Origin of the sequence: Thioalkalivibrio sp. ALE17 (genome assembly GCF_000425605.1) — a bacterium.
In the GTDB taxonomy this organism is placed as follows: Bacteria; Pseudomonadota; Gammaproteobacteria; order Ectothiorhodospirales; family Ectothiorhodospiraceae; genus Thioalkalivibrio.
In genome coordinates this window covers 1-19,689 of record NZ_AUDT01000004.1, presented here as the reverse complement: position 1 = coordinate 19,689, position 19,689 = coordinate 1, and the positions used below count along the sequence as shown (strand labels likewise).

Sequence of the window (19,689 nt, the reverse complement as noted above, 5' to 3'; positions counted from 1 at the left end):
TCCTCTCGCTTTCAGAAGTATCGCTCTCAGAATGGAAGGGTTGCATATAACCTCTGTGTTGTGGCGCCTAAGGCAAGTGGCGGCCCAACGCCATGCGGGCAGACCCAGAAACCGACCTGCAGCAATGAACGAAGGCCGCAAATTCGGCCGCGCGGTTGTAAAGGTGAGTCCTGGCGACACTTCCGTGAGGGTCTCGGCCGTTCGAACACTCCTTCCATATTGGAACCATTCGGGAAATACCCCATCGTCCTTCGCGCCAGCGCAACGATAGACTGCGAACAGGTTCAGGGTGATCAAGGGCCCCACGGTCTGCGTACGCGCCCGCATGCAGACCCGACAGTCTTCCGAGACAAGGCGGGTCCTGCAAACAGTGGTGGGCCTACCCAGCCGTTCATGCTGGAGGTGGCCCGCATCTCGCGAGCGTCCCGATCCCGCTAGGGGCCTCGGAGATATGGATGGAGACAAACTAGTGATCGAACACGTACTCGTCGTGGATGACTCGACGGAGACCACCGAGGAAATCATGGCCACCCTCGTGCGGCTTGGGGTCAAAAGTTATGCAGCGAATGACCTCAGCGCGGCCACCCGCCTCCTTGAGCGGACCCGAATCGACCTTGTACTGCTCGATCTCCGCCTCGGGAACGAAAACGGTCTGGACCTGCTACCCAGGGTAGCGGCTCTGCCCCGCGTGCCACCCCCGGTTGCCTTCGTATCCGGCCTGGACCCCGATATTCTGGTCAGCGCCGAGGATGCCGCGCGGCGCGCACGGCTGCCGGTTGCCGGACACCTGGCCAAACCCCTCGGACGGCAGCAGCTTGCGCAACTGCTTGACTCGGTTTCGCAGCGGCCGCTTCCGGAACATGTCGAGCCCCCACCAGTAGAGCCCATGTCCATGGCAGCCATGGAGCGCGCCCTGGAACAAGGCTGGTTGGTACCCTTCTTTCAGCCTCAGTATGACCTTGTGGACGGAACATTGAGCGGTTTCGAGGCGCTGGCGCGCTACCTCCCGCCAGACCGCCCCGAACCCGTCGGTCCGGCCGCCTTTGCGGTCTATCTTGATTCCGAACGTTTCGCCTGGTCGATCTTCGAGTCAATCGCATGTCAGTCGCTCGATCTCTTCACGCGCGTGAACCACGGCGACCCGCATACCCGCCTCAGCATCAACCTGCCCGCGGAAATCTTTGCCGACCCCCGCTTCCCGGGAGAGCTGATTCGCTGGTGCCGCGACCGCGCATTTCCGCACGACCGTCTTGTACTCGAGTTGACCGAAACGCGCCTCAATCTGACCCCCGAACAGCGTATGGGCCTATCCAAGGCCCGCATTTCCGGCTTTGAACTGTCCCTGGACGACTTTGGAAGCGGCGCCTCGAATCTGGACCGCCTGGCCCAGCTGCCATTCACCGAGGTCAAGATTGATGCGTGGTTCCTGCTTCATGGTGAGGACGAAGGGCGTAACCATCACCTTCTCGGCGATATTGCCCGCCTCTGTCGTCAGCGGAATATCCGTACGGTCGTGGAAGGGGTCGAGGATTCCGCCCTCCTGGAGCTCGCCATCCGCGACGGTTTTAATGTCGGGCAGGGGTATCTCTTCGGTCGACCGATGCCTGCCGAGGATGCATCCAGCCTGCCGCTGAAACGCGACGAAATCGCCAACCTGCGAACCATCACCATCAATAACGGATCGTCCCGTGCGGCCCACGATCCGGTACTCTCGCAGGACGAGTTGGCACTCCTGAACAGCCTGTGGGATGAAGCCGCATCACCGGAGCAGCCGGGCGCCACCGAATTGACCGCATCGCATCGCAGCGATCCCTCGCAGCCCTGGTGTCTGATTGTCGAAGACGATCAAGAAGTCCGTGAAGAGATTGTCATCACCCTCAAACAGGAGGGACAGGCATGCTGGACGGCCGAGTCTCTCGAAGATTGCCGCTGGACCCTGCGCAACATCGACTCCATCGGCGTCATCTTCCTCGACCTGTGCCTGCCCGACGGGAACGGACTCGAAATCCTCGACCCGCTTTTCAAGGCGGAGTACGGACAGGCTCCTGCGGTCGTGGTGCTGACCGGACACGGATCCCCCGAAATCAAGCGTTTTGCGCAACGCGCGGGCGCGACACTTTATCTGGACAAACCCGCGAGCGCGATCCAGATCCGTCAGGCGTTCTACGCGGCGCTTGCCCAGTATCGAACTCAGCTGAGCGCTTAGGGCAGGCGGATTATGTACTGGCTCGACTTGGCAACCCGGCCGTCCCGGGACCCGGCACCTCGCGCATCGCGAATTGATCCTGCCTCCCGGTTTTCCGGGATCCCCAGCGCCACACCGCGCCGTGCCAAAGCGAGTTCCTACCCGACAAGCGACTGGATGGTTTCTGGCGAACACCCGCCCTTGATTCGGCCACCCCGCGAGAACACCATGCCGCCGTCTCGGACACAACGCCGGCAGGACTGTCGCTACAGCCTGTTGCTACCCCAAAGCTGTGCGACTCGCGCAGCGTTAACCGCGTCTGCGTAAGGACACCAACTAATGGCGCAATCGGACGTCCGGATCAGCCGATACCACCACCTGGCAGTTGCGGCTGGCCTGGCTTTAGCCGGCCACCTGATCAACTGGTTGCCCATTCCGCTTGGCTACGGTCTCGATCTGCTGCCCGGCCTCGTTTTCGCGTATATCGCATTGCTGCTGCTCGGCCCAGCCTGGGCACTGTTCGTTGTTGCCGTCAGCGTCATCCCTAGCTATTGGCATTGGGGAGTCCCCTGGCCCGCGATGGTCATCTCACTGGAGGTACTGATCGTCGGCCTACTGGCCCGGCGCTATCCAGCGATCCCGCTCGCCTTCTGGGTCGCAATCTTCTGGGTTGTTATGGGGACGCCCACCTGGCTCGTCCTAAATACACTGCTGATCCAGCTCGACCTGATCTCGATCGCGCTGATCGTGATCAAACAGGCAATCAACGGCATGCTCGCGGCCTCGATCGCCGCTTTGCTCGTGTTCGCGTCCGGTAGCGGCACTCACATGGTGGACCGTCAGGCGCGCACAGCCGTGTACTCCATGCATCACGTACTGATCAATGTGCTGGTTATCCTGTTCGTTATCCCCATTACGTTGCTCGCGCTTCTTCAGGGCCATCACCTGCGTAAGACGGTTCAGGAAACCCTGTATCAGAACCTCGCGCACGGTCTTGATATGCTCGAACACCACGCGCAAACCGCCGCCCAGAGAGGGATCTCGGATCTGCACCTCCAAGTTACCAGCATGTCCAACCCGGATCTGTCCTCCCTAAACCCCGATCCGGCCCGTGCACGCGGCGCCCCGTCAGCACAAACGCTGCTCTGCCCAGCCGATGACGGCTCCGGTGCAGCTCGCCCACCAAGCTCTCAGCAAGCTTCCGATACGGCCCTTGAACAGGCGATCTGCAACTGGGCCCACGAAAAGCCCACCGGCGTCCGACTACATATCGCAGATCCTGACGCAGACGCGCGACTGATCGTCTGGCGCACCCTTGATATCAAGACCGATGGACAGCGGATTGCCTTCACCCACGCCACGCCCGCCGAGTTCTTCCGGCGCAATATCGTGGCGCCCCCGGTCAAGGACAACACCGAGCTCGCGCTTCGAAAACACGACGGCACAAGTGTCTATCTCGTCGGAAACAACGGGGCCACCGAAGTCCCGGATTCAGGGGATTCGAGTCTGTGGAGCCGCATCGTCACCCACCAGGAACCCGTCTACCAATGGCCGGACGACCGCCCCAGCGAAAGCGCTATGCACCAGTGGTCCGGATTGACGCTCTGGCTGGCGCGGCCCTCGACCGCGATCCCGGGCAGCCTTCTCACCGCGACGTTGACTCCGGCCGCGGACGTCGCATCCTACCGCGACTCGCTACTGACCCAGTTGACGATACTGATGGCCATCCTGGCGGCCGGCTTCGCTCTGATTCTTGGGATAACGCGCGCATTCCGACAGGAAATCCAGCCCCACATCGACGCGGTCCTGGGCCTCGATGGAAATCAGGTGATTCCAGGCATTCCGTCGCGATTCATGGAAACGCATTTGCTGAACCAGTACCTGCGGCGAATGTCGCGCAAAATCCAGAGAACGACTCAGCGCTCACAGCGTGATGCCCGGCGGTTGGTTCGCCTGGTACGGAATGCCCCGGTGATCATCTGGGCCGGCCGGTTCGGCTCTGAGCGTACGATCGACCTGACCTTCGTCAGCCCCTCCGCTCGCCGGCTCACGGGGCACAGCGACTTTCCCGACACCGACAGCTGGCTGGAAATGGTCCACCCCGGGGATCAGGCCGCGGCCCGCGCGATGATTGGCCGCCTTTACAATGAAGGGTACGCCTCCTGCGAATACCGCCTGGGCGACCCAACGGGCCACTACACCTGGGTCTATGAAGAGGCCTCGCGCCTGGACGATCTCGAAGACGGCGAGGACGAAGTGATTGGCCTGACTGTGGACATTTCACGGATCAAGGCCACCCAGGAGCAACTGGTCAGGAACGCCAAGATGGCCACCCTGGGCGAGATGGCCACGGGAATGGCGCACGAACTCAACCAGCCGTTACAGGTCATCCAGCTTGCGTCCGACAACGCGCGCGAATCGCTTTCTCCCGAGATGCCCGCCGAAACCGTCGACTACGTGCACGCCCGGCTCGACCGCATTGCCCAACAAGCGGAGCGCGCCGCCGCAATCATCAACGACATGCGCGTATTCGGACGCAGCCAAAAGAGTGAGGCACGGCAGGTTGCGATCGATTCCGTCGTCGATCACGTGCTCAGCCTGATCGGTCAGCAGATCAAGGCCCGAGGAATTGAAATCGTCGTGGATCATCAGCAACCTCGAGGTATCGTTGACGCCAAACGCACCGATCTCGAGCAGACGCTGGCCAACCTACTGACAAACGCACGGGATGCAATCGACGCCCGCCAGCAGCACCGCCGAGACGATGAGCTCGGCTTTTTCGAGGGCGTCATACGGATCCGGACGTGTATCGATGACGAACGGCGGACGACTACTCTGGAGGTCGAGGATAACGGCGGCGGTATCCCCGAAGAGCACCTCGAGCACGTATTCGAACCGTTCTACACAACCAAGGGCGAGACGCACGCAACGGGTCTGGGTCTTACCCTGGCCTTCGGCGTCGTACATGACCTCGGGGGCCAGATGGATCTCCGGAACACCGATCAGGGAGTGCGAATCACGGTCGCCCTGCCGTGCCACTCGATCGCCAACGATGGTGATCCGAACACCGGCGATCCGGAGCAAGCGGGTACCCCGTAATGACCGCCACCTTGAGCACCTTTACCACCGCAGGCCACACCCTGGACGCGCTGCGCGATACCATCCGGACCGCCCTCGCGGGTCAACCGCCCGCCGGGTTGCTCATCATGACCGCGCAGGGTAACGATTACCTGCCGGAGGATCTGGATGACCTCCTGCAATCGCTTCGGGTCCCGCTCCTGGGTGCTGCTTTTCCCGCCTTGATTTGGTCGGCGTCGGTGCACCAAACCGGGGCTCTGGTCGTTCGGCTACCGGTTACGCCGCGGGTCGAGCTCTATCCACTGGGTAACGCGGCGTCGCACACAACCGACCGATCCGCCGACCAGGCCCCGCATCCATCAATCGGCGAGGCCTCCGAGACAGGCGCCCAGATCCTGCTGACCGACGTCTATTCCAATCATCTCAATGGATTTCTCGAGACCTACTTCGAGCGACACGGTGCTGACCTTCACGCCATCGGGGCGGCAGCCGGCATACCCACTGCCGGAGCCAAGAACGCGGTCTACACCAACACCGGCACCCATCGCCACGTGGTCGTTGCGGCCACGCTGGGGCTGCGCCTCGCGACAGCCACCCGCCACGGGTTCTACCCCATCTCCCCCAGCCTGCGGGTGACAGCCGCCCAGGGCGACGTCATCGAAACCATCGAATCCAGCCCGGCTTTTCCGACCTACAGTCGCGTGGTCGCCGACCAGGCCGGGGCCCGCATCTTGCCGGACCAGGTTGCCGAACGCGCGGGACATTACCCGCTGGGGGTATGCGTCCTCGGCCGCGAGCCACTCATACGCGACCCTATTGCAGCGACCGAGCACGGGGGGTTGCGCGTACTCGCGGAGATCCCGACGGGATCCTATGTTCAGGTTTTTACCGGGGATCGCGACAGTCTGGTGGGCGCCGCGAAGGATGCCGTATCGGATATCGAGGACGCCTGTACCGATACCCCCGGAACGATGATGATTTTCGACTGCATCAGTCGGACCCAGATCCTCGGTGAGCAGTATCCACGTGAGATGGATGTGCTCTCGGACCATCCCACTGCCTTTGGGGCGATCACGGGTGGAGAACTCGCATACGCGGGCGTCGGCTTTCCCGAGTTTCTCAACAAGACCATCACCCTCGGTTACTTCTCGCAGCGTTTGGCACCGGCAAAGGTGGCCAACGATGATTGAACGCGAGACCGAAGCGCATGCCTTGTTGCAAATATCGCTCGCGGTCGGCCGCAGCCTTGACCTGGGCGAGATGCTGGGCCACGCGCTGATCAAACTGGTTCGCACAGTCAATATCTCGGGTGCAATCGTCCTCGAGCGCAGCCCTTCAGCACAGGCGGACGCAGTGCAATGGACCCCCGTCCGTTCCATGCCGCGCGGGCTTGAGCACAAAAAACGGTGGCGCGCGGTGCTCCGTTCGCCCCAGCTCCAGTATCACTTCGAGCCTTCGACGCCCCTGCAGCCACCGTCCTTTTGCAAAGTGAATGGCGACGGCCAGTTCATCGTGTTCGAGCTTCCGGAGTTCGGTGCCATCGTCATCGGTGACTCGCCGCAATCCCTGCCAGACTCCTTCTGGGAGTCGTTTCGCACCATCGCCACGCGCCTGAGTGACGCATGCATGGCATGTCGGAAGAACGAACAACTGGCCCGGCGCCAGGCACAGGAATCCCTTCTGATTCGCTGGTCACTGGAACTCGCCCGGGCACCCCAGGATGCCCTGGAAGGCGTTCTTGAGGACAGCTTTTATGCGGTGGCCCTTGCCCTGCGGGCGGATGAAGCCACCCTCTGCCTGAACGCTGACGCCCCCACACTCTGCACGCCCGCTGTTCACTGGAGCTCGGCGGAAAGCTCACGAACCGAGCGACACGACGCTCGTCGATTGCCCGTCATCATCCCGGCAACGGATCAGGACCCGACCGGCCCCAGGTATGCGGAACATATCGCGTCTGAATCCGGGCTGGACTCACCCTACACCGCCCTTGCCAACCGCGGCATTCGCTCACATGTCACCATCCCGCTCGCCAGCGCAGTCGGAACGCTGGGTTTTGTGACGCTCAACTGGCGCTCGCCAGCCTATAACGGACAGCGGCCCGACGAGAACTTCCTGAGACTGATTGCCAATCTGTTCACCAGTGCGAAACTTCGTCTGGATCAACAATCCCGATTACAGGCGCTCGAACTCCAGCTGCGCGCGGAGTCTCGCTCCGCGTTGTCTCTGGCCAAAAAAGCCGAGAAGGCAAATCACGCAAAATCGCGGTTTCTTGCTGTGGTCAGCCATGAGCTGCGAACCCCCCTGAGCAGTGCCCTTCCAACCCTGGAACTTCTGGCGGATACGCAGCTCGATGCCAACCAGCGCGCGCGTGTGGACACACTGCTGCGCGCCACTAACCATCTGAACCAGATCGTCAACGATCTTCTCGACATCAGCGCGATCGAGAACGATACGATCGAGCTGCAGGAGTCCCCCGCCCATTTGCCGACCCTGCTGCGAGAGCTTGTCGACCAGATGGCGGCAATGGCCGGTGACAAAGGCAATCAGCTCTTGGTCGAGATCGACCCCGAACTGCCGGAGTCTATCTACCTCGATCCGCGTCGCTTCAGACAAATCCTCTGGAACCTGCTCGGAAATGCGCTCAAGTTTACCCGCGACGGCACTATTTCCCTGAATGCGGCCGCGACCGGACTAACCACGCACGACCACGCTTCCGGAAGGCTGCAAATCCAAGTCAGTGACACCGGCGAAGGCATCCCTCAAAGCCATCAGGAACGGCTTTTCGAACCGTTCTACCAGGCCCACAAAAATCGCCAGAAGCCAAAGGAGGGAATCGGACTGGGGCTCGCAATCGTGGACGGCCTGGTCAGAGCGATGGGTGGTGTCCTCGACTTCGACAGCACCCCGGGACGCGGGAGCACGTTCCATTTCGACCTGCCACTAAAACCCGTGGGCGATTCCGAGCCAGCCTCTCCGGCACCCTCCCGCCCGCACCCGCAGGCCGTCACGGCGCCGGATGATACCCGCATTCTTCTGGTCGACGACGATGACGACGTACGCGAAGCCGCCGAAGATACCCTGCGTCAGCTCGGATACGACGTATCCGTGGCCACGGACGGCCAGCAGGCCTGCGAGCGAATCGCACTACGGGACTACAACCTGATCCTTATGGACTGTCGCATGCCGGTAAAAGACGGCTTCCAGGCAACGCGCGAGATCCGCGGAACGCTACAGGAACAGCCACACCGACCGCGTCCGGTGATCGTTGCGCTCACAGCGGCTGTGATGAACGATGATCGCGACGAGTGCCTGGCGGCCGGGATGGACGATATCCTGCCCAAACCCTACAACCGCCAGCAACTCAAGGAAATTCTGGCGCGTTGGATCGCGTAAGCCGGTCCAAACGACGATCTTTGCAAGGGCACTTCGGCATCCTCTGCGCCCACACGCTCCTTGCCAACATGACAATCGAGATGTCCGTGCCGCGGCGTTGGATCATCACAGACCGTCGATGCCGGGACGCGCCACACCGGGGCCGCTCGGCATTCAACATTGCGTCTGGCAAAGCCTTGTCATTCGTTGCGCACGGAAAGCACGCCATACTGCTGCGCGGAACGCCGGAAGACCGTGTTGCCAGTGGCGCGCTCGTATACCGTAAGCGTGAGCATCAGGCTGGGGCTGCTGTTTTGCGCCTGAATACGAAACGTCTCGCGCAAGGGGATATTCAGCCCGGCACGGCCTTCTCTTCCCGCCCGATTCAATTCATGAACGGCATACATCCGGTAATCGTCACCATTCTCGAGCTCGAGCGTGGTCGTGGACGCCATCCGCCCTCCGTTGAAACATGCCGCAATCGCCGTGTGCGACCCCTGCAACCCACATGACAAAACGGCATAGAACGGATACTCGCGTTGCAGTCGCGTCTGCGCCGCCTCCCTTCGGCGGGCCTCCTGCTCCGCTCGGCGTTGCGCTTCCAGGCGCCGCTGTTCTCGCGCCTGTAACACCGTGACCCCCTGGTCCCGAGCTCCGTCGCGATCCTTGAGGTACTGGATCGCGCCCGCCACCGACAGGTCCGCCTCCGTCAAATAGCCGGATTGGAGGATTTCTTCCCGCAGCTGCGAGTAGGCGGGTTCTCGGTTGTACTCGCGATCTCGCAAAATCGCCAGCTGCCCATGCGAGATCTCCTCGGGCCAGTCCAGGACGAACTCGAGCTCCGCATAGGATTCGTAGCCTGACCGGGTCGCATACCGCTCCCACAGTTCCTCCACTTCGACCAGCTGCCCCAAGTGGACTTCTGGCCGGGGGATCTCACGATAGTGACCACGCTGTTCCAGCGCCGTCTGGAGTTTCACGATATCGGCTGAAAAGCCCACAAAGATGTTGCAGGACCCCTCGCTCCGCCAGCCCCTCTCGCGGAGTGCCGCGAGTTGCGCATCCGCGTCCTTGTAAAGGTCATCCAGCGAGTCATACACCCTCTCGAACCCCATGATGTCTTCTGGCTCAAGCAGCAGATGCGCAGGCGAATACCGCTCCCACTCAGAAAATTCGCTCGCCAGGGCTTCGCTGAGCATATCCTCGCCCAGGCTGCGATAGCCCCGGACCGCCATTGCATCATGCCCGCTCGTGGACAGCGCGCACACGTTCTGGCGATAGAAGCCATCGCCGGTCCGACGCCGATCATCCGCGGCGAAGCTCTTGTGCCGCTGGTTCCAGGAGAAGAACAGCGAACCTACGGTCTCGCGGGCATTTTCCGCAGCCAGCAGGGTGTAACGCGCCGAGCGGGCCTCAGCCCGAGCGACACGATCCGCGCGGCGCTCGTCGATGGCCACCGAGGCATCGCGCAGCCTCGAGAAGGACCAGGAGGCCAGAATTTCGTATCGCGCCGATCTCTTGTACGCGGGGAGTTCCAGAATCGGTTCGTACAGATAGCGGGGAGCCACCATCAATTCGGATTGGGTGCCACTGCAATCATGTCGCAGCCGGACCTCCCGATCTTTCGGATTCAAAAAATCGTCCAGGGCCTCAAAGACGGCGCTATCAAGATGGTTGACCCCATTGGCCCGATAGACCGAACGAACGGCCAGTGGGGGATGCGTACGACCCCATTGGTCGAATACTTCATGAAGTACGTATGGATCGGCGCCACCGGAACGCGAAACATGCGCAGGAAGATCCGTTAGATCATGCAGATACAAATCACAGTATTCGAGCCATTCCTCTCCGTCCCGGGGAGTGTTCCTCACCAGGTTGCCCTCGATATCCCGACGAAACGGGGCGGGCCTCTGCCTGCTGTAATCGATGTCGCGGGTGGTTCGGGCGAGGATCATGATGTCCAGGGCTCGCCAATCTTCTTCCGCCAAGACCAGCGAATCGGATCGCTCCGCGGAGGCCGATTCCCCGGGCTGGTGGTCCGTCGTTGCCAGGCAGCCACTCAGCATTACCAGCGGTAGCAAAAGCGCTAGGTAAACACGGAACCGATTCGCAGTCATCATCAGCCACACTTGAACACTACCCCGCCGTGCTCATAGAAAAAACGGATCCTGATCAGCAGCGAGCGTGAGCCGTGCTCAAGGCCGTGCGGGCCCGGGGCGCCAGCCTCCCGCGGCTCCGTCATCCCGGAAACTGCGCAACGGTTATCCGGGATCTCCACGGTATGGAGCACCCGTGCGTTGGGGCTGGACCAGCGTCTGGCGAACCCGGCTCTTCGCTGCGCTACAGCCGGGATGACGCTCGTTGCTAATCGGGAAACGGACCCAGATCCATACATGCGTCCATACACGCGCTCGTACCCGGTGTTTCGCCAAACCCGACGCGACATGCAGCGGCTCGAGGTCCTGATCGCTCGATTCCGAAGGATTCGGAGTGTGGCAACACGACCGTCCGCCTGGGCAGACCGGCGTCTCGCCCTTCCATACCGGGGTACCCGGACCATGACGAGCATGACGAGCCGGTCGCTCGAAACCGGCTAGCCAGCCACCCGGGCAGCGGCCTGCTGCGAATGCTGAGCGTGTGCCTCAAGCAAAACCACGCGGTACAGTTCACGCGTGAACGCATAACGCGTCACACCCAGGCGCACGGTCTCGCGCACAATCCCCATCTCCATCAGCCGCGCGAGGTGCGCCAGGACTCCCTCGACACCGGCTTGGTCGCAATCCGCCTGCTCGCGAAGCTCGTCCAGGGTCGCGAAGCCCTCAATCTGCGCTAACACAACGGCCGTCGAAAACGCGTCCCCTACGCCATCGACGTGTTCGGCCAGCAAGTCATGTACGCCAGGCGGAATGGTCAAGCGCGTCGACAACTCCCCGGGGGGATTCGACAAGGCCAGCTGTTCAAGAATCAACGGGCTCCCGCCGGCCAGATCCAGACAACGCCGGACATTACGGCCCGGGTCGCCCCACTCCTCGGCGATCCAGGGCAGGATGTCTTCCATCTGGCCAAGGGTGAGCTCGGGCAACTGAAGTGGGTGACAGGACGCCAGAAGCTCCGGATCAATGTCTTCCTTGCGCGCGGTCGTCAGGATCAGGCGCGGCGGTTGCCCTCGCAGTCGGGAGGCCAGCCGTTCCAACCACTGCATCGTCTGCGCGTCCACTCGCTCGACATCCTCCACGACGATCACCCCGCCGCGATACAGAAACAGGTCCAGCAAGGTTTTCGCGGCATGCTCGAGGCGTTCCCTGGGCGACAGGTTCCGGGGCAGATTGTCGCTGGGCTCCCCGGATGGTTCGAACAGATCAGCCACTAGCGCCAGATCCGAATTTGGCACGTACACCTTGGCCCCCATTTGCCGCCGTAGCCAGATCCGCAGTCGCCCTAGCACCTCCGACCAGTCGGCATCCTCGTCGATCGCCGCCTGCTGCCGTATCGCCGTCACAAACGGGTGGAAGGGCAGATTGCCGGCACCCGGCTCACCGCGAAGCTCGAACCAGTCGCCGGCATGCCCGTCCATCTGGTTCCAGAGCTCCGTCAACAAGCGCGTCTTGCCGGCACCGCGAGGCCCCTCTACCAGCATGGCACCTCCGAGGGGCTCGACGCCTCGCGCATAGCCCCGCAGTTGTCGGAACTCGCGTTCCCGACCCACCAGGGGGTATATCGCCGCATGAGCCACCAACCCCCGCCGGGGCGCGCCAAGCCGCGTGAGGCGCGCACCCGGAACCGAAGACACCCCGACCGCGGGCTCGACCTCCACCAGCGTCATCTCAAAGGCGCGAAACTGATCCCCCGCGACACGCGGCCCCACCAACACCTCGCCTGGACCCGCCTCGTGCGCCAGACCACGCGCGACCATGGCCGCCAGCCCCTCGACCTCCGTTGCCGCGAACGACTGAAGCGTCACTTGCCCGTGTTCCACCCCGATACCGGAGTGCGGCAGCCAGTCATCCAACTCACGGGCTGCATGCAAGGCCTCTCCCAGCGCCTCGGCGTTAGCCCTCGGATACCCGAACAACAAGGTCGCCGAGGACGCCCGTTCACCGATCACCGGATAGGCGCCGTACCGGTCACCAAGCACCCCAATCATCTCTCGCCGCGACTGCTCGTCGAAGGAATGCGATGTCGTGTCGCTGAGGTCGACGTGTACCACGGTAACCGGCCATCGACTAGACCAACCGCCGGCCTTCCCGAAGGCAGCTCCATCAACCGCGGCCATGCCTTCGGCGGCGATTGCGTCTCCTTCGTTCCGATCCGACATCTCTGCGGAATCGCTGCCAGAAAACAGACTTAACAGACGCCGGACGGCCGCGCTCGCCGAACCTCCCGGTCGCGCCTGCATCCGCTCCGAGTATTTCGAGGCATCCAGCAAGGCCAACGCCTCTTCCGAGCGGGCGAGGCGCACTTTTATAAGGCGCCGCCACGCCGACTCGGCATCGGGATCAATCTCGGTCGCGCGCTGCGCAAGCTCAAGCGCCCGCGACAGGGCCCCTTCTGCTTCCAGGGCCCGGCTCGCACGCAAGGCCATCTGGAGCGCCTGTTCCCTGTATCGATCACGCAAGCGCACCAGTCCATCGCGCAATTCCGGCTCGCGGGGTGCGGGCAGGTCGCTGAGGAACGGGCCGCGATAAAGGGATACCGCCTCGCACAGAGCTTCCGCATCCGGGTTACCCGAACAAACAAAACGCGCGAATCGATCGACATCGACCAGGATATGGCGGGCGCGCATGAGTCGCACATGATTGACGTCGACCTCAAGGTAGTTATGAACTCCGTCGGTCAACATTCGTTTCAGTAGTGTGAGCGCCTGCCCAAGCGACGCTAGTGCGTGGTTCCGACCGGCACGGGGCCACAGAGACACGGCCAGGTCTGCGCGTGACAAGCCCTCGCGTGGCGCGGTACAGATCCACCCAAGCAGCAGCCGCGTTTTGACCGGGCCTATTTCGTGAGCTAAATCCATACCATGGATACGGATCCCAAGCTCACCCAAAAGCTGCAGTTCAACCCGAGCCATCACGAAAAACCATCGCCATTCCGCGCAATCTCCATCCGAGGGGAAGCTATGGCATAGCGGGCCTGGCCCGCACTAGCCATGGCCCGACCGGCGAAAACGCTCAAAATCTCCGACGCGATTACTTCCTCAACGTCAGGCATTGAACCCTGTAACCCGCCGGTGAGTAACATTTGGAGTTAAAAGCGCACGTCACCTGGCATTAAACAGGTTGAAGTCGGAATCGGATCCGATCCGTGCAAACTGAAACTCGTAAAGACCGCCGCTACCGGACGACTATAAGGCGTACCCACGCGGTTGAGACGAAAGAACAAACTGCGATGTCGCCGATCCAGCACAGCTCTCGAGTTACACACCGTTTTTGAGTAGGTGCTGCAGCACGCAATCCTGGCCGGTCGGTGGCTTGCCACAGCCCAATCAGCTCCCGCTGCGCTGACCCTCCGCCTTGTGCTTCAAGCTTTGTTTCAATTGGGTCACGTTATCGGGTGTGCGGCGCTTGCTGTCGCCCTCAAACGTGCCACCGTTCTCGATCACCAGCGTGTCCGCGATGACCGTACCGGTAAACACACCCGACGCCCCAACCGTGAATCGTGCGCACTCGACCGTACCGTCACAGCGCCCGTCAATGCGCACCTCAGAGGCCACCAGTTCACCCTCTGCCCGGCCGGATACCTCGATAGTCATAAGTGAGTCGCAGGCAATGTTTCCTTCCACACTGCCACGAACGAACAGTTCGCCCGTGACCTCTTGGATCCCACGAATGACGGTACCCTCCCCAACCACTGTACTATTGCGGGGAAGCTCCTGAAGGGTATCAACCTCGCTGTCCTCGGTCAGAGCAGAAATCCCGCCATTCATCTGGCCCATTGCCAAAAAGTGATCGTCTTCTTCAGCGCACACACCACGACCGCCAGTACCCCAAAAACCTCGCTTGAACATCTTTGAAACCTCCTCAGTTGCTTAATAACCAATCTCACACTCACCCGCTTCGTGGTCCAGTGGAAGTGGAACCGTATCGGAAACAGTCCCTGTCATAATGGCGAGATTTCCGCTTCACGATTCTAGTTCGAATCGAATTCACCCGTGGAGCATCTCTTTAAGAGACGTAAATTTAATGAGATAGCTCAATACCCATACGCCACGAATGCGCGAACTTTTTACCTGATGAGAAACGAGCGTCAGCCAGACTCAAGGGCCACGGGGGCCGGGTTTCGCCACCCTAAGTCATCATCCCGGCCGTAACCCAGCGGAGAGCCGGGAGCTCCACGCGCCAGTCCAGCCCCAACATACGGGTACCCCGTACCATGGGGATCCCGGATAACCGCTACGCGGTTTACGGGACTGTCCAATGCAGATGTGGCTGCAGATCGGGGCCCGGACGTCCCTTGTGCCCGGTTGACACGCGTTCCTGATCTGGACGCAGAGTGGCGGATCGCGTCCAAACCCACCCAGCATCATGTCTCCTGCCCCTCTTGACGAGCGTCACCCCCGCTCGACATGGCCGCCAGAAAATCATCGACGCCCTCTGTATCCAGCGAAGACGAATCATCGCCGGGCGGCCTGGTCATAGACGCCGCCAGTGAACCAAAGCGCCTCAAGCGAGGCAGGCTGTCCCGTTGGGCATGTAGACAGTACGACACCCTCGCCTGCGGCAGGCATATCCTGTCTGCGTCCGACATTCCGTCCAGCGCGTACATGTAGATCTGGAACAGTCCGAACAGTAGGTCCCCACCGATATCTTTCCCGTACTCCGGCTGCGGTCACCAAGGCCTCAGCACGCCACGTTGATCCAGAACCTGAAACGGGGCATCAGCGGCGTTCACGCTTGGGCAGGCTGCGCCAGTAAGCTCGCCCCCGCTGCAATTCTGGCGAGCGCTGGTTCGATACGAAAAACGGCTTCGCATCCATGGCGCCGGCGGGCACCGGCTGTTAGTACGGCCACAATGAAAGAGCCCGCGCCCCGTCTTCCAGCGCGAACTACTACACCCGCAGTGCGGCAGGCACGAAAGTCATCCGTCAGCGGGAATCGCGGGCGACATACAGGTTCAGCGCGTCAACCGGGGCCATCACCTGCGCCGCCTGCCCGCGGCCATCAAGCTGGCGAAACGCCATCGGTATGCCGTCGGAGACCCGGCCCACTTCGTCAATCGTCGCGGCGTCCAGCGCCTCGGCTGCCTGAATGCCCGCCGTGATGCGCCCGCCTGTCAACAACGGCTGCTGCAGGCTCAGCACTGCCTGCAGAACCTGATCGTCGTCGACGCTGGCCTCGTCCCCTGGTTTCGGGAAACGCGCCCAGGCCGCAACGCGGCGATCGCCCTCGGCCGCCTCCTGCTCCTGAATCCGCGCCGTGATCGAGGGATAGGACTGCGCCGCAAGCGCCGCGAGATCCGCAAAAGACCAGGCCTCCGCCGGCGTACCCGACTCCCCGAGCACCCCCGGCTCTTCACTCAGGGTCAGGTACCACTCCGACTGCACCCCGTCGGGCACCAGAATCAGCACCAGCAACAGCCCCCAACGGACCCACCTCGCACCTGGAAGCATGGAGGCTTTGCTGTGATCGCCTTCGGTTTGCACGTAGTGGTTTCCGGGTCGGGTTGATCAACAAGATGGGAACTGACGCGACAGCCCTCCCTGAATGACGAAGGGGCGGCCGTCGGGCTTACGACGCGACGGTGTTGGACCCGCGGACAACCGCGGCTTGTCTCATCAAGAAATCGAATTTCGACCGGATGACTCCATCAGCAGCCCCTAAAACCCACTTCCGCCCGATCGATCCGTCATTTTCCTCCTTCTTCCGACATCAGGATGCCGTGCCCAGCTTTTGTATGCACCGAAACTTCTACCAACTCGGGCCTTTTCATTTCCATTACGGATACTAAAATCTGATGCGAATGAGACGTGGGTTGCCGCCTCGCTGCTATTCTTCGATGTACGTATCTCCCAATGCATTTGCCCTCAATCTCGCCTCCAAGCGCGTTTGCGGGCTTTTTTATGTTTACGAAAAGTAAATGGAAAAGTACGCCCTGCAATGCGGTCATAGATGTCAGGTTTTGCCTGGTCATATACACGTTTTCGAAACAAATCGAGGCGTTCATGCTGCCAGGCCTTGAGCGAAAAGTTCGGGGTTCGGAGAGGGCGGAGAGTTCGGGGTCAGACCCGGCGGAGAGTTCGGGGTCAGACCCTGCCTTTTGCCCCCGCATCAAGAGAGAGGCAAAGGTCAAGGTCTGACCCCCCTTGATTAAAGGTCAAGGTCTGACCCCCCTTGATTACGAGGTCTGACCCCCCTTGATTACGCAGGTCGGCGCCCTGATCGCACGGCGCATGCACAGTGCTTGCCCCCTACCGCATTCCTTGTCGACCTGGTGCGACGAGACGGGTCATCCGAGCGTGTCCGGCAAGGCGTAACTCGTGCTGCGTCCACCGCCCGGGTTCTTCTTCAACGCGCCCCGGCCCACCAGGTCCGCAATATCCCGCTGTGCCGTGTCCTGCGAACACCTGGCCATCCGGGCCCAACGCGAAGAGGTCATCCCGCCTTCGAACCCATCCAGCAAGCGATTGAGCACCTTGATCTGTCGGGCATTGAGCGGCTCGGTGGCGAACCGCTCCCAGAATTGTGCCTTGAACAGCACGTGCTCGAGTGCATCCTGAGCGCTGTCCAGCGAACGCTGCAGGCAGCCCAGGAACCATTCCAGCCACAGGGTGATATCCAGGTCTTCCTGTTTCTGGGTCCGCTCCAGGGTCGCGTAATAGTCGCTGCGTTCCCGGAGGATCTGCCCAGACATGCTGTAGAAACGTTCCGCCGACCCATCCGCTCGTGCCAGCGCCATATCGGCGATCGCCCGCGCGATACGCCCGTTTCCATCCTCGAACGGGTGAATCGTCACGAACCAGAGGTGAGCCAGCCCCGCCACCAATAGCGGATCCAGCGGTCCAGGTGTCTTGAACCAAGAGAGGAAAGCGTCGACCTCCCCCGGGATTCGTTCGGCCGGTGGCGCGGAGAAGTGCACCGTCTCCCGGCCAACGGGGCCGGACACCACCTCCATCGGCCCTTGATCGTCATCCCGCCAACGCGCAACCGGAATCCGCGTCATTCCGCTACGCCCCGTCGGAAACAGGGCCGCATGCCAGTCGAACAGCCGATCCACCGTCAATTCACGGTCAAAGGCCTTCGTGGCATCCAGCATCAGCTCGACCATGCCTTCGACATCCCGGCCCGAAGCGACCAGTCCACCAGCCTCCAGGCCGAGGCGACGTGCCAGGGAAGAGCGCACCTGATCCAGGGGTAGCCGTTCGCCCTCGATCGCGCCGGAGTCCACGATATCCTCCGACAGCACCCGCAGCGACGCTTCTTCGCGCAACGCGAAACCCAACCCCTGCATGCGCCCGAGCAGCCGACCCTGCTCGCGCGCGGCCGCGGCCAGCATCGGCGCGATATGTTCCGCGTCCCACTGCCAATGGGGCCAATCGGTCAGTTCCCAGATATATCGCACACCAATCTCCGCACTTTATGCGGAGATTATGATGGTCTTTCTCCGCATTTCCAAGCGTAGAAGGGTTCTACCCCACTTCAATCATGCATGGGCGATCAACGAAAAACCAAGGAGATCTGATGACCATGCAAAGTCGATTCTTCGGCCCTCTGGGAAGAGTCACCGGATCATGCACCTGGATGCGGGACGAAACCCGCGGATGGCGTTTCCTCGTGGACGGAGGCTTGCAGCAAGTCGGACTCACCACTGATCAGTGGCGTGCCGGTGTGAAGTGATCCAATGACAGCGGACACTCCAGTTAAGCCACACGGATGGGTAATTGGAGGTGAATGTGAGCAAGCAGAGACGGCAGCATGTGTAGCAGGAACAACCGCACATGCAGGCTAAGACGGCCAAAACGGTCGGAGCGGTCCACCGTCTTCATTCAGACCGATGCGGGCTCGCCTATCCGAGGAAGGGCAGCACTAGGTGTGATCTCTCAATAGGTTGTCCACGGGACGACTCCGAAGGATGCTGAGTTTGCGGACCTAGCCATTCCAAAGGAGGACGCCCCGTGAACCTTCATCAAAATGCCTTAATGGGCCCCCGCGGTCGAGAGCGGATGGCTCGTCTGGTCGTGGATCACGGCCTGAGCCTTCGTGCAGCGGCCCGCGCCTTTGACGTGGATCCGAAGACCGTGCAGCGCTGGGTCCAGCGGTTCCTGGAGGCGGGCCGTTCGGGTCTTGCGGACCGCTCGTCCCGGCCGCGGAGCCAACCGCGGCGAACCCCGCGACGGATCCAGCGCCAGGTGGTCGCCTTGCGGCGGCAGCGCTGGACTATGGATCGGATCGCCGCCTTCACGGGGATCTCGAGGGCCAGCGTCAGCCGCATCCTGCGGCGCGAGGGCCTGAACCGCCTGAGCGCGCTGGAGCCGGTCGAACCGCCTCGGCGCTACGAGCACGAACACCCCGGCGATCTGCTCCACCTCGATATCAAGAAGCTGGCGCGCTTCCGTCACCCGGGCCACCGCGTGACCGGGGTTCGCGCCAAGGACTCCATCGGCGCGGGCTACGAGTACGTGCATGTGGCCATCGACGACCGCTCGCGCATCGCCTACAGCGAGATCCATCCCGCCGAGCGGGCCCGAGATGCGATCGCGCACCTGGAGGCGGCCGTGCGCTACTACGCCACCCTGGGGATCACCATCCGACGGGTCCTGACCGACAACGGACCCTGCTACCACGCCCGGGCGTTCAGCCAGGCCTGCCGCCGACTGGGCATCCGCCATCGCCGCACCCGGCCCTACACGCCGCGAACCAATGGCAAGGCCGAGCGCTTTATCCAGACCGCCCTGCGCGAGTGGGCCTACGCCTTCACCTACGCCACGTCAGAGGAGCGCAAACGCCATCTGCCCCGATGGATCCACGACTACAACTGGCACCGCCCACACGGTAGCCTGAACAAGCAGCCACCCATCAGCGTCCTCGGTCTACCTGAGGACAACCTTGTGAGACTCCACA

At 62.0% G+C, this 19,689-nt stretch carries 10 protein-coding genes; 5 read left to right on the top strand and 5 right to left on the bottom strand.

The features are described from left to right. Positions 1–469: 469 nt before the first annotated feature. The 4 genes from H609_RS0104815 to H609_RS0104800 all read left to right on the top strand — a co-directional run bounded on the left by H609_RS0104815 (position 470) and on the right by H609_RS0104800 (position 8,656). Positions 470–2,206, top strand: coding sequence for an EAL domain-containing protein (locus tag H609_RS0104815; protein ID WP_028484427.1), 1,737 nt, complete (start codon positions 470–472; stop codon positions 2,204–2,206). 318 nt (positions 2,207–2,524) lie between these two features. Beyond that, complete coding sequence (locus H609_RS0104810; RefSeq protein WP_028484426.1) at positions 2,525–5,284, top strand: ATP-binding protein; 2,760 nt, start codon at positions 2,525–2,527, stop codon at positions 5,282–5,284. Then, entirely contained in the window at positions 5,284–6,453 is a 1,170-nt protein-coding gene (locus H609_RS0104805) for an FIST signal transduction protein (RefSeq protein ID WP_028484425.1), read from the top strand. Before H609_RS0104810 ends, H609_RS0104805 begins: the two co-directional genes overlap by 1 nt. After that, positions 6,446–8,656, top strand: a complete 2,211-nt coding sequence (locus H609_RS0104800) for an ATP-binding protein (protein WP_028484424.1) — start codon at positions 6,446–6,448, stop codon at positions 8,654–8,656. Before H609_RS0104805 ends, H609_RS0104800 begins: the two co-directional genes overlap by 8 nt. Positions 8,657–8,835: 179 nt before the next feature. Here the strand turns inward: H609_RS0104800 and H609_RS0104795 are convergent, their stop codons facing one another. The 5 genes from H609_RS0104795 to H609_RS0104765 form a co-directional block, all read right to left on the bottom strand. Continuing rightward, positions 8,836–10,755, bottom strand: a complete 1,920-nt coding sequence (locus H609_RS0104795) for a hypothetical protein (RefSeq protein ID WP_231369963.1) — start codon at positions 10,753–10,755, stop codon at positions 8,836–8,838. Between the two features lie 473 nt (positions 10,756–11,228). Continuing rightward, positions 11,229–13,475: an AAA family ATPase gene (locus tag H609_RS0104780; RefSeq protein ID WP_231369962.1), complete on the bottom strand. Its 2,247-nt coding sequence runs from the start codon at positions 13,473–13,475 to the stop codon at positions 11,229–11,231. Positions 13,476–14,117: 642 nt separating this feature from the next. Further along, positions 14,118–14,639, bottom strand: coding sequence for a polymer-forming cytoskeletal protein (locus H609_RS0104775; protein WP_231369961.1), 522 nt, complete (start codon positions 14,637–14,639; stop codon positions 14,118–14,120). A 1,077-nt stretch (positions 14,640–15,716) separates the two neighbouring features. Beyond that, complete coding sequence (locus H609_RS14290) at positions 15,717–16,199, bottom strand: TolC family protein (RefSeq protein WP_231369969.1); 483 nt, start codon at positions 16,197–16,199, stop codon at positions 15,717–15,719. An 878-nt stretch (positions 16,200–17,077) separates the two neighbouring features. Continuing rightward, the gene (locus tag H609_RS0104765; protein ID WP_028484420.1) at positions 17,078–18,190 is read right to left on the bottom strand and encodes a Fic family protein; all 1,113 of its coding nucleotides are present in this window, start codon (positions 18,188–18,190) and stop codon (positions 17,078–17,080) included. A gap of 553 nt (positions 18,191–18,743) precedes the next feature. On the opposite strand from H609_RS0104765, the gene H609_RS13330 reads away from it, so the two are divergent. After that, a partial coding sequence (locus tag H609_RS13330) for an IS481 family transposase (RefSeq protein WP_081659424.1) occupies positions 18,744–19,689 on the top strand: 946 nt, incomplete at its 3' end.

What these genes read in the sequence shown, in the direction of transcription:
- H609_RS0104810 (WP_028484426.1), top strand. Translation starts at nt 2,525, where the DNA reads ATGGCGCAATCGGACGTCCGGATCAGCCGATACCACCACCTGGCAGTT.
- H609_RS0104795 (WP_231369963.1), bottom strand. Translation starts at nt 10,755, where the DNA reads ATGATGACTGCGAATCGGTTCCGTGTTTACCTAGCGCTTTTGCTACCG.
- H609_RS0104805 (WP_028484425.1), top strand. Translation starts at nt 5,284, where the DNA reads ATGACCGCCACCTTGAGCACCTTTACCACCGCAGGCCACACCCTGGAC.
- H609_RS0104780 (WP_231369962.1), bottom strand. Translation starts at nt 13,475, where the DNA reads ATGTTGACCGACGGAGTTCATAACTACCTTGAGGTCGACGTCAATCAT.
- H609_RS0104800 (WP_028484424.1), top strand. Translation starts at nt 6,446, where the DNA reads ATGATTGAACGCGAGACCGAAGCGCATGCCTTGTTGCAAATATCGCTC.
- H609_RS0104775 (WP_231369961.1), bottom strand. Translation starts at nt 14,639, where the DNA reads ATGTTCAAGCGAGGTTTTTGGGGTACTGGCGGTCGTGGTGTGTGCGCT.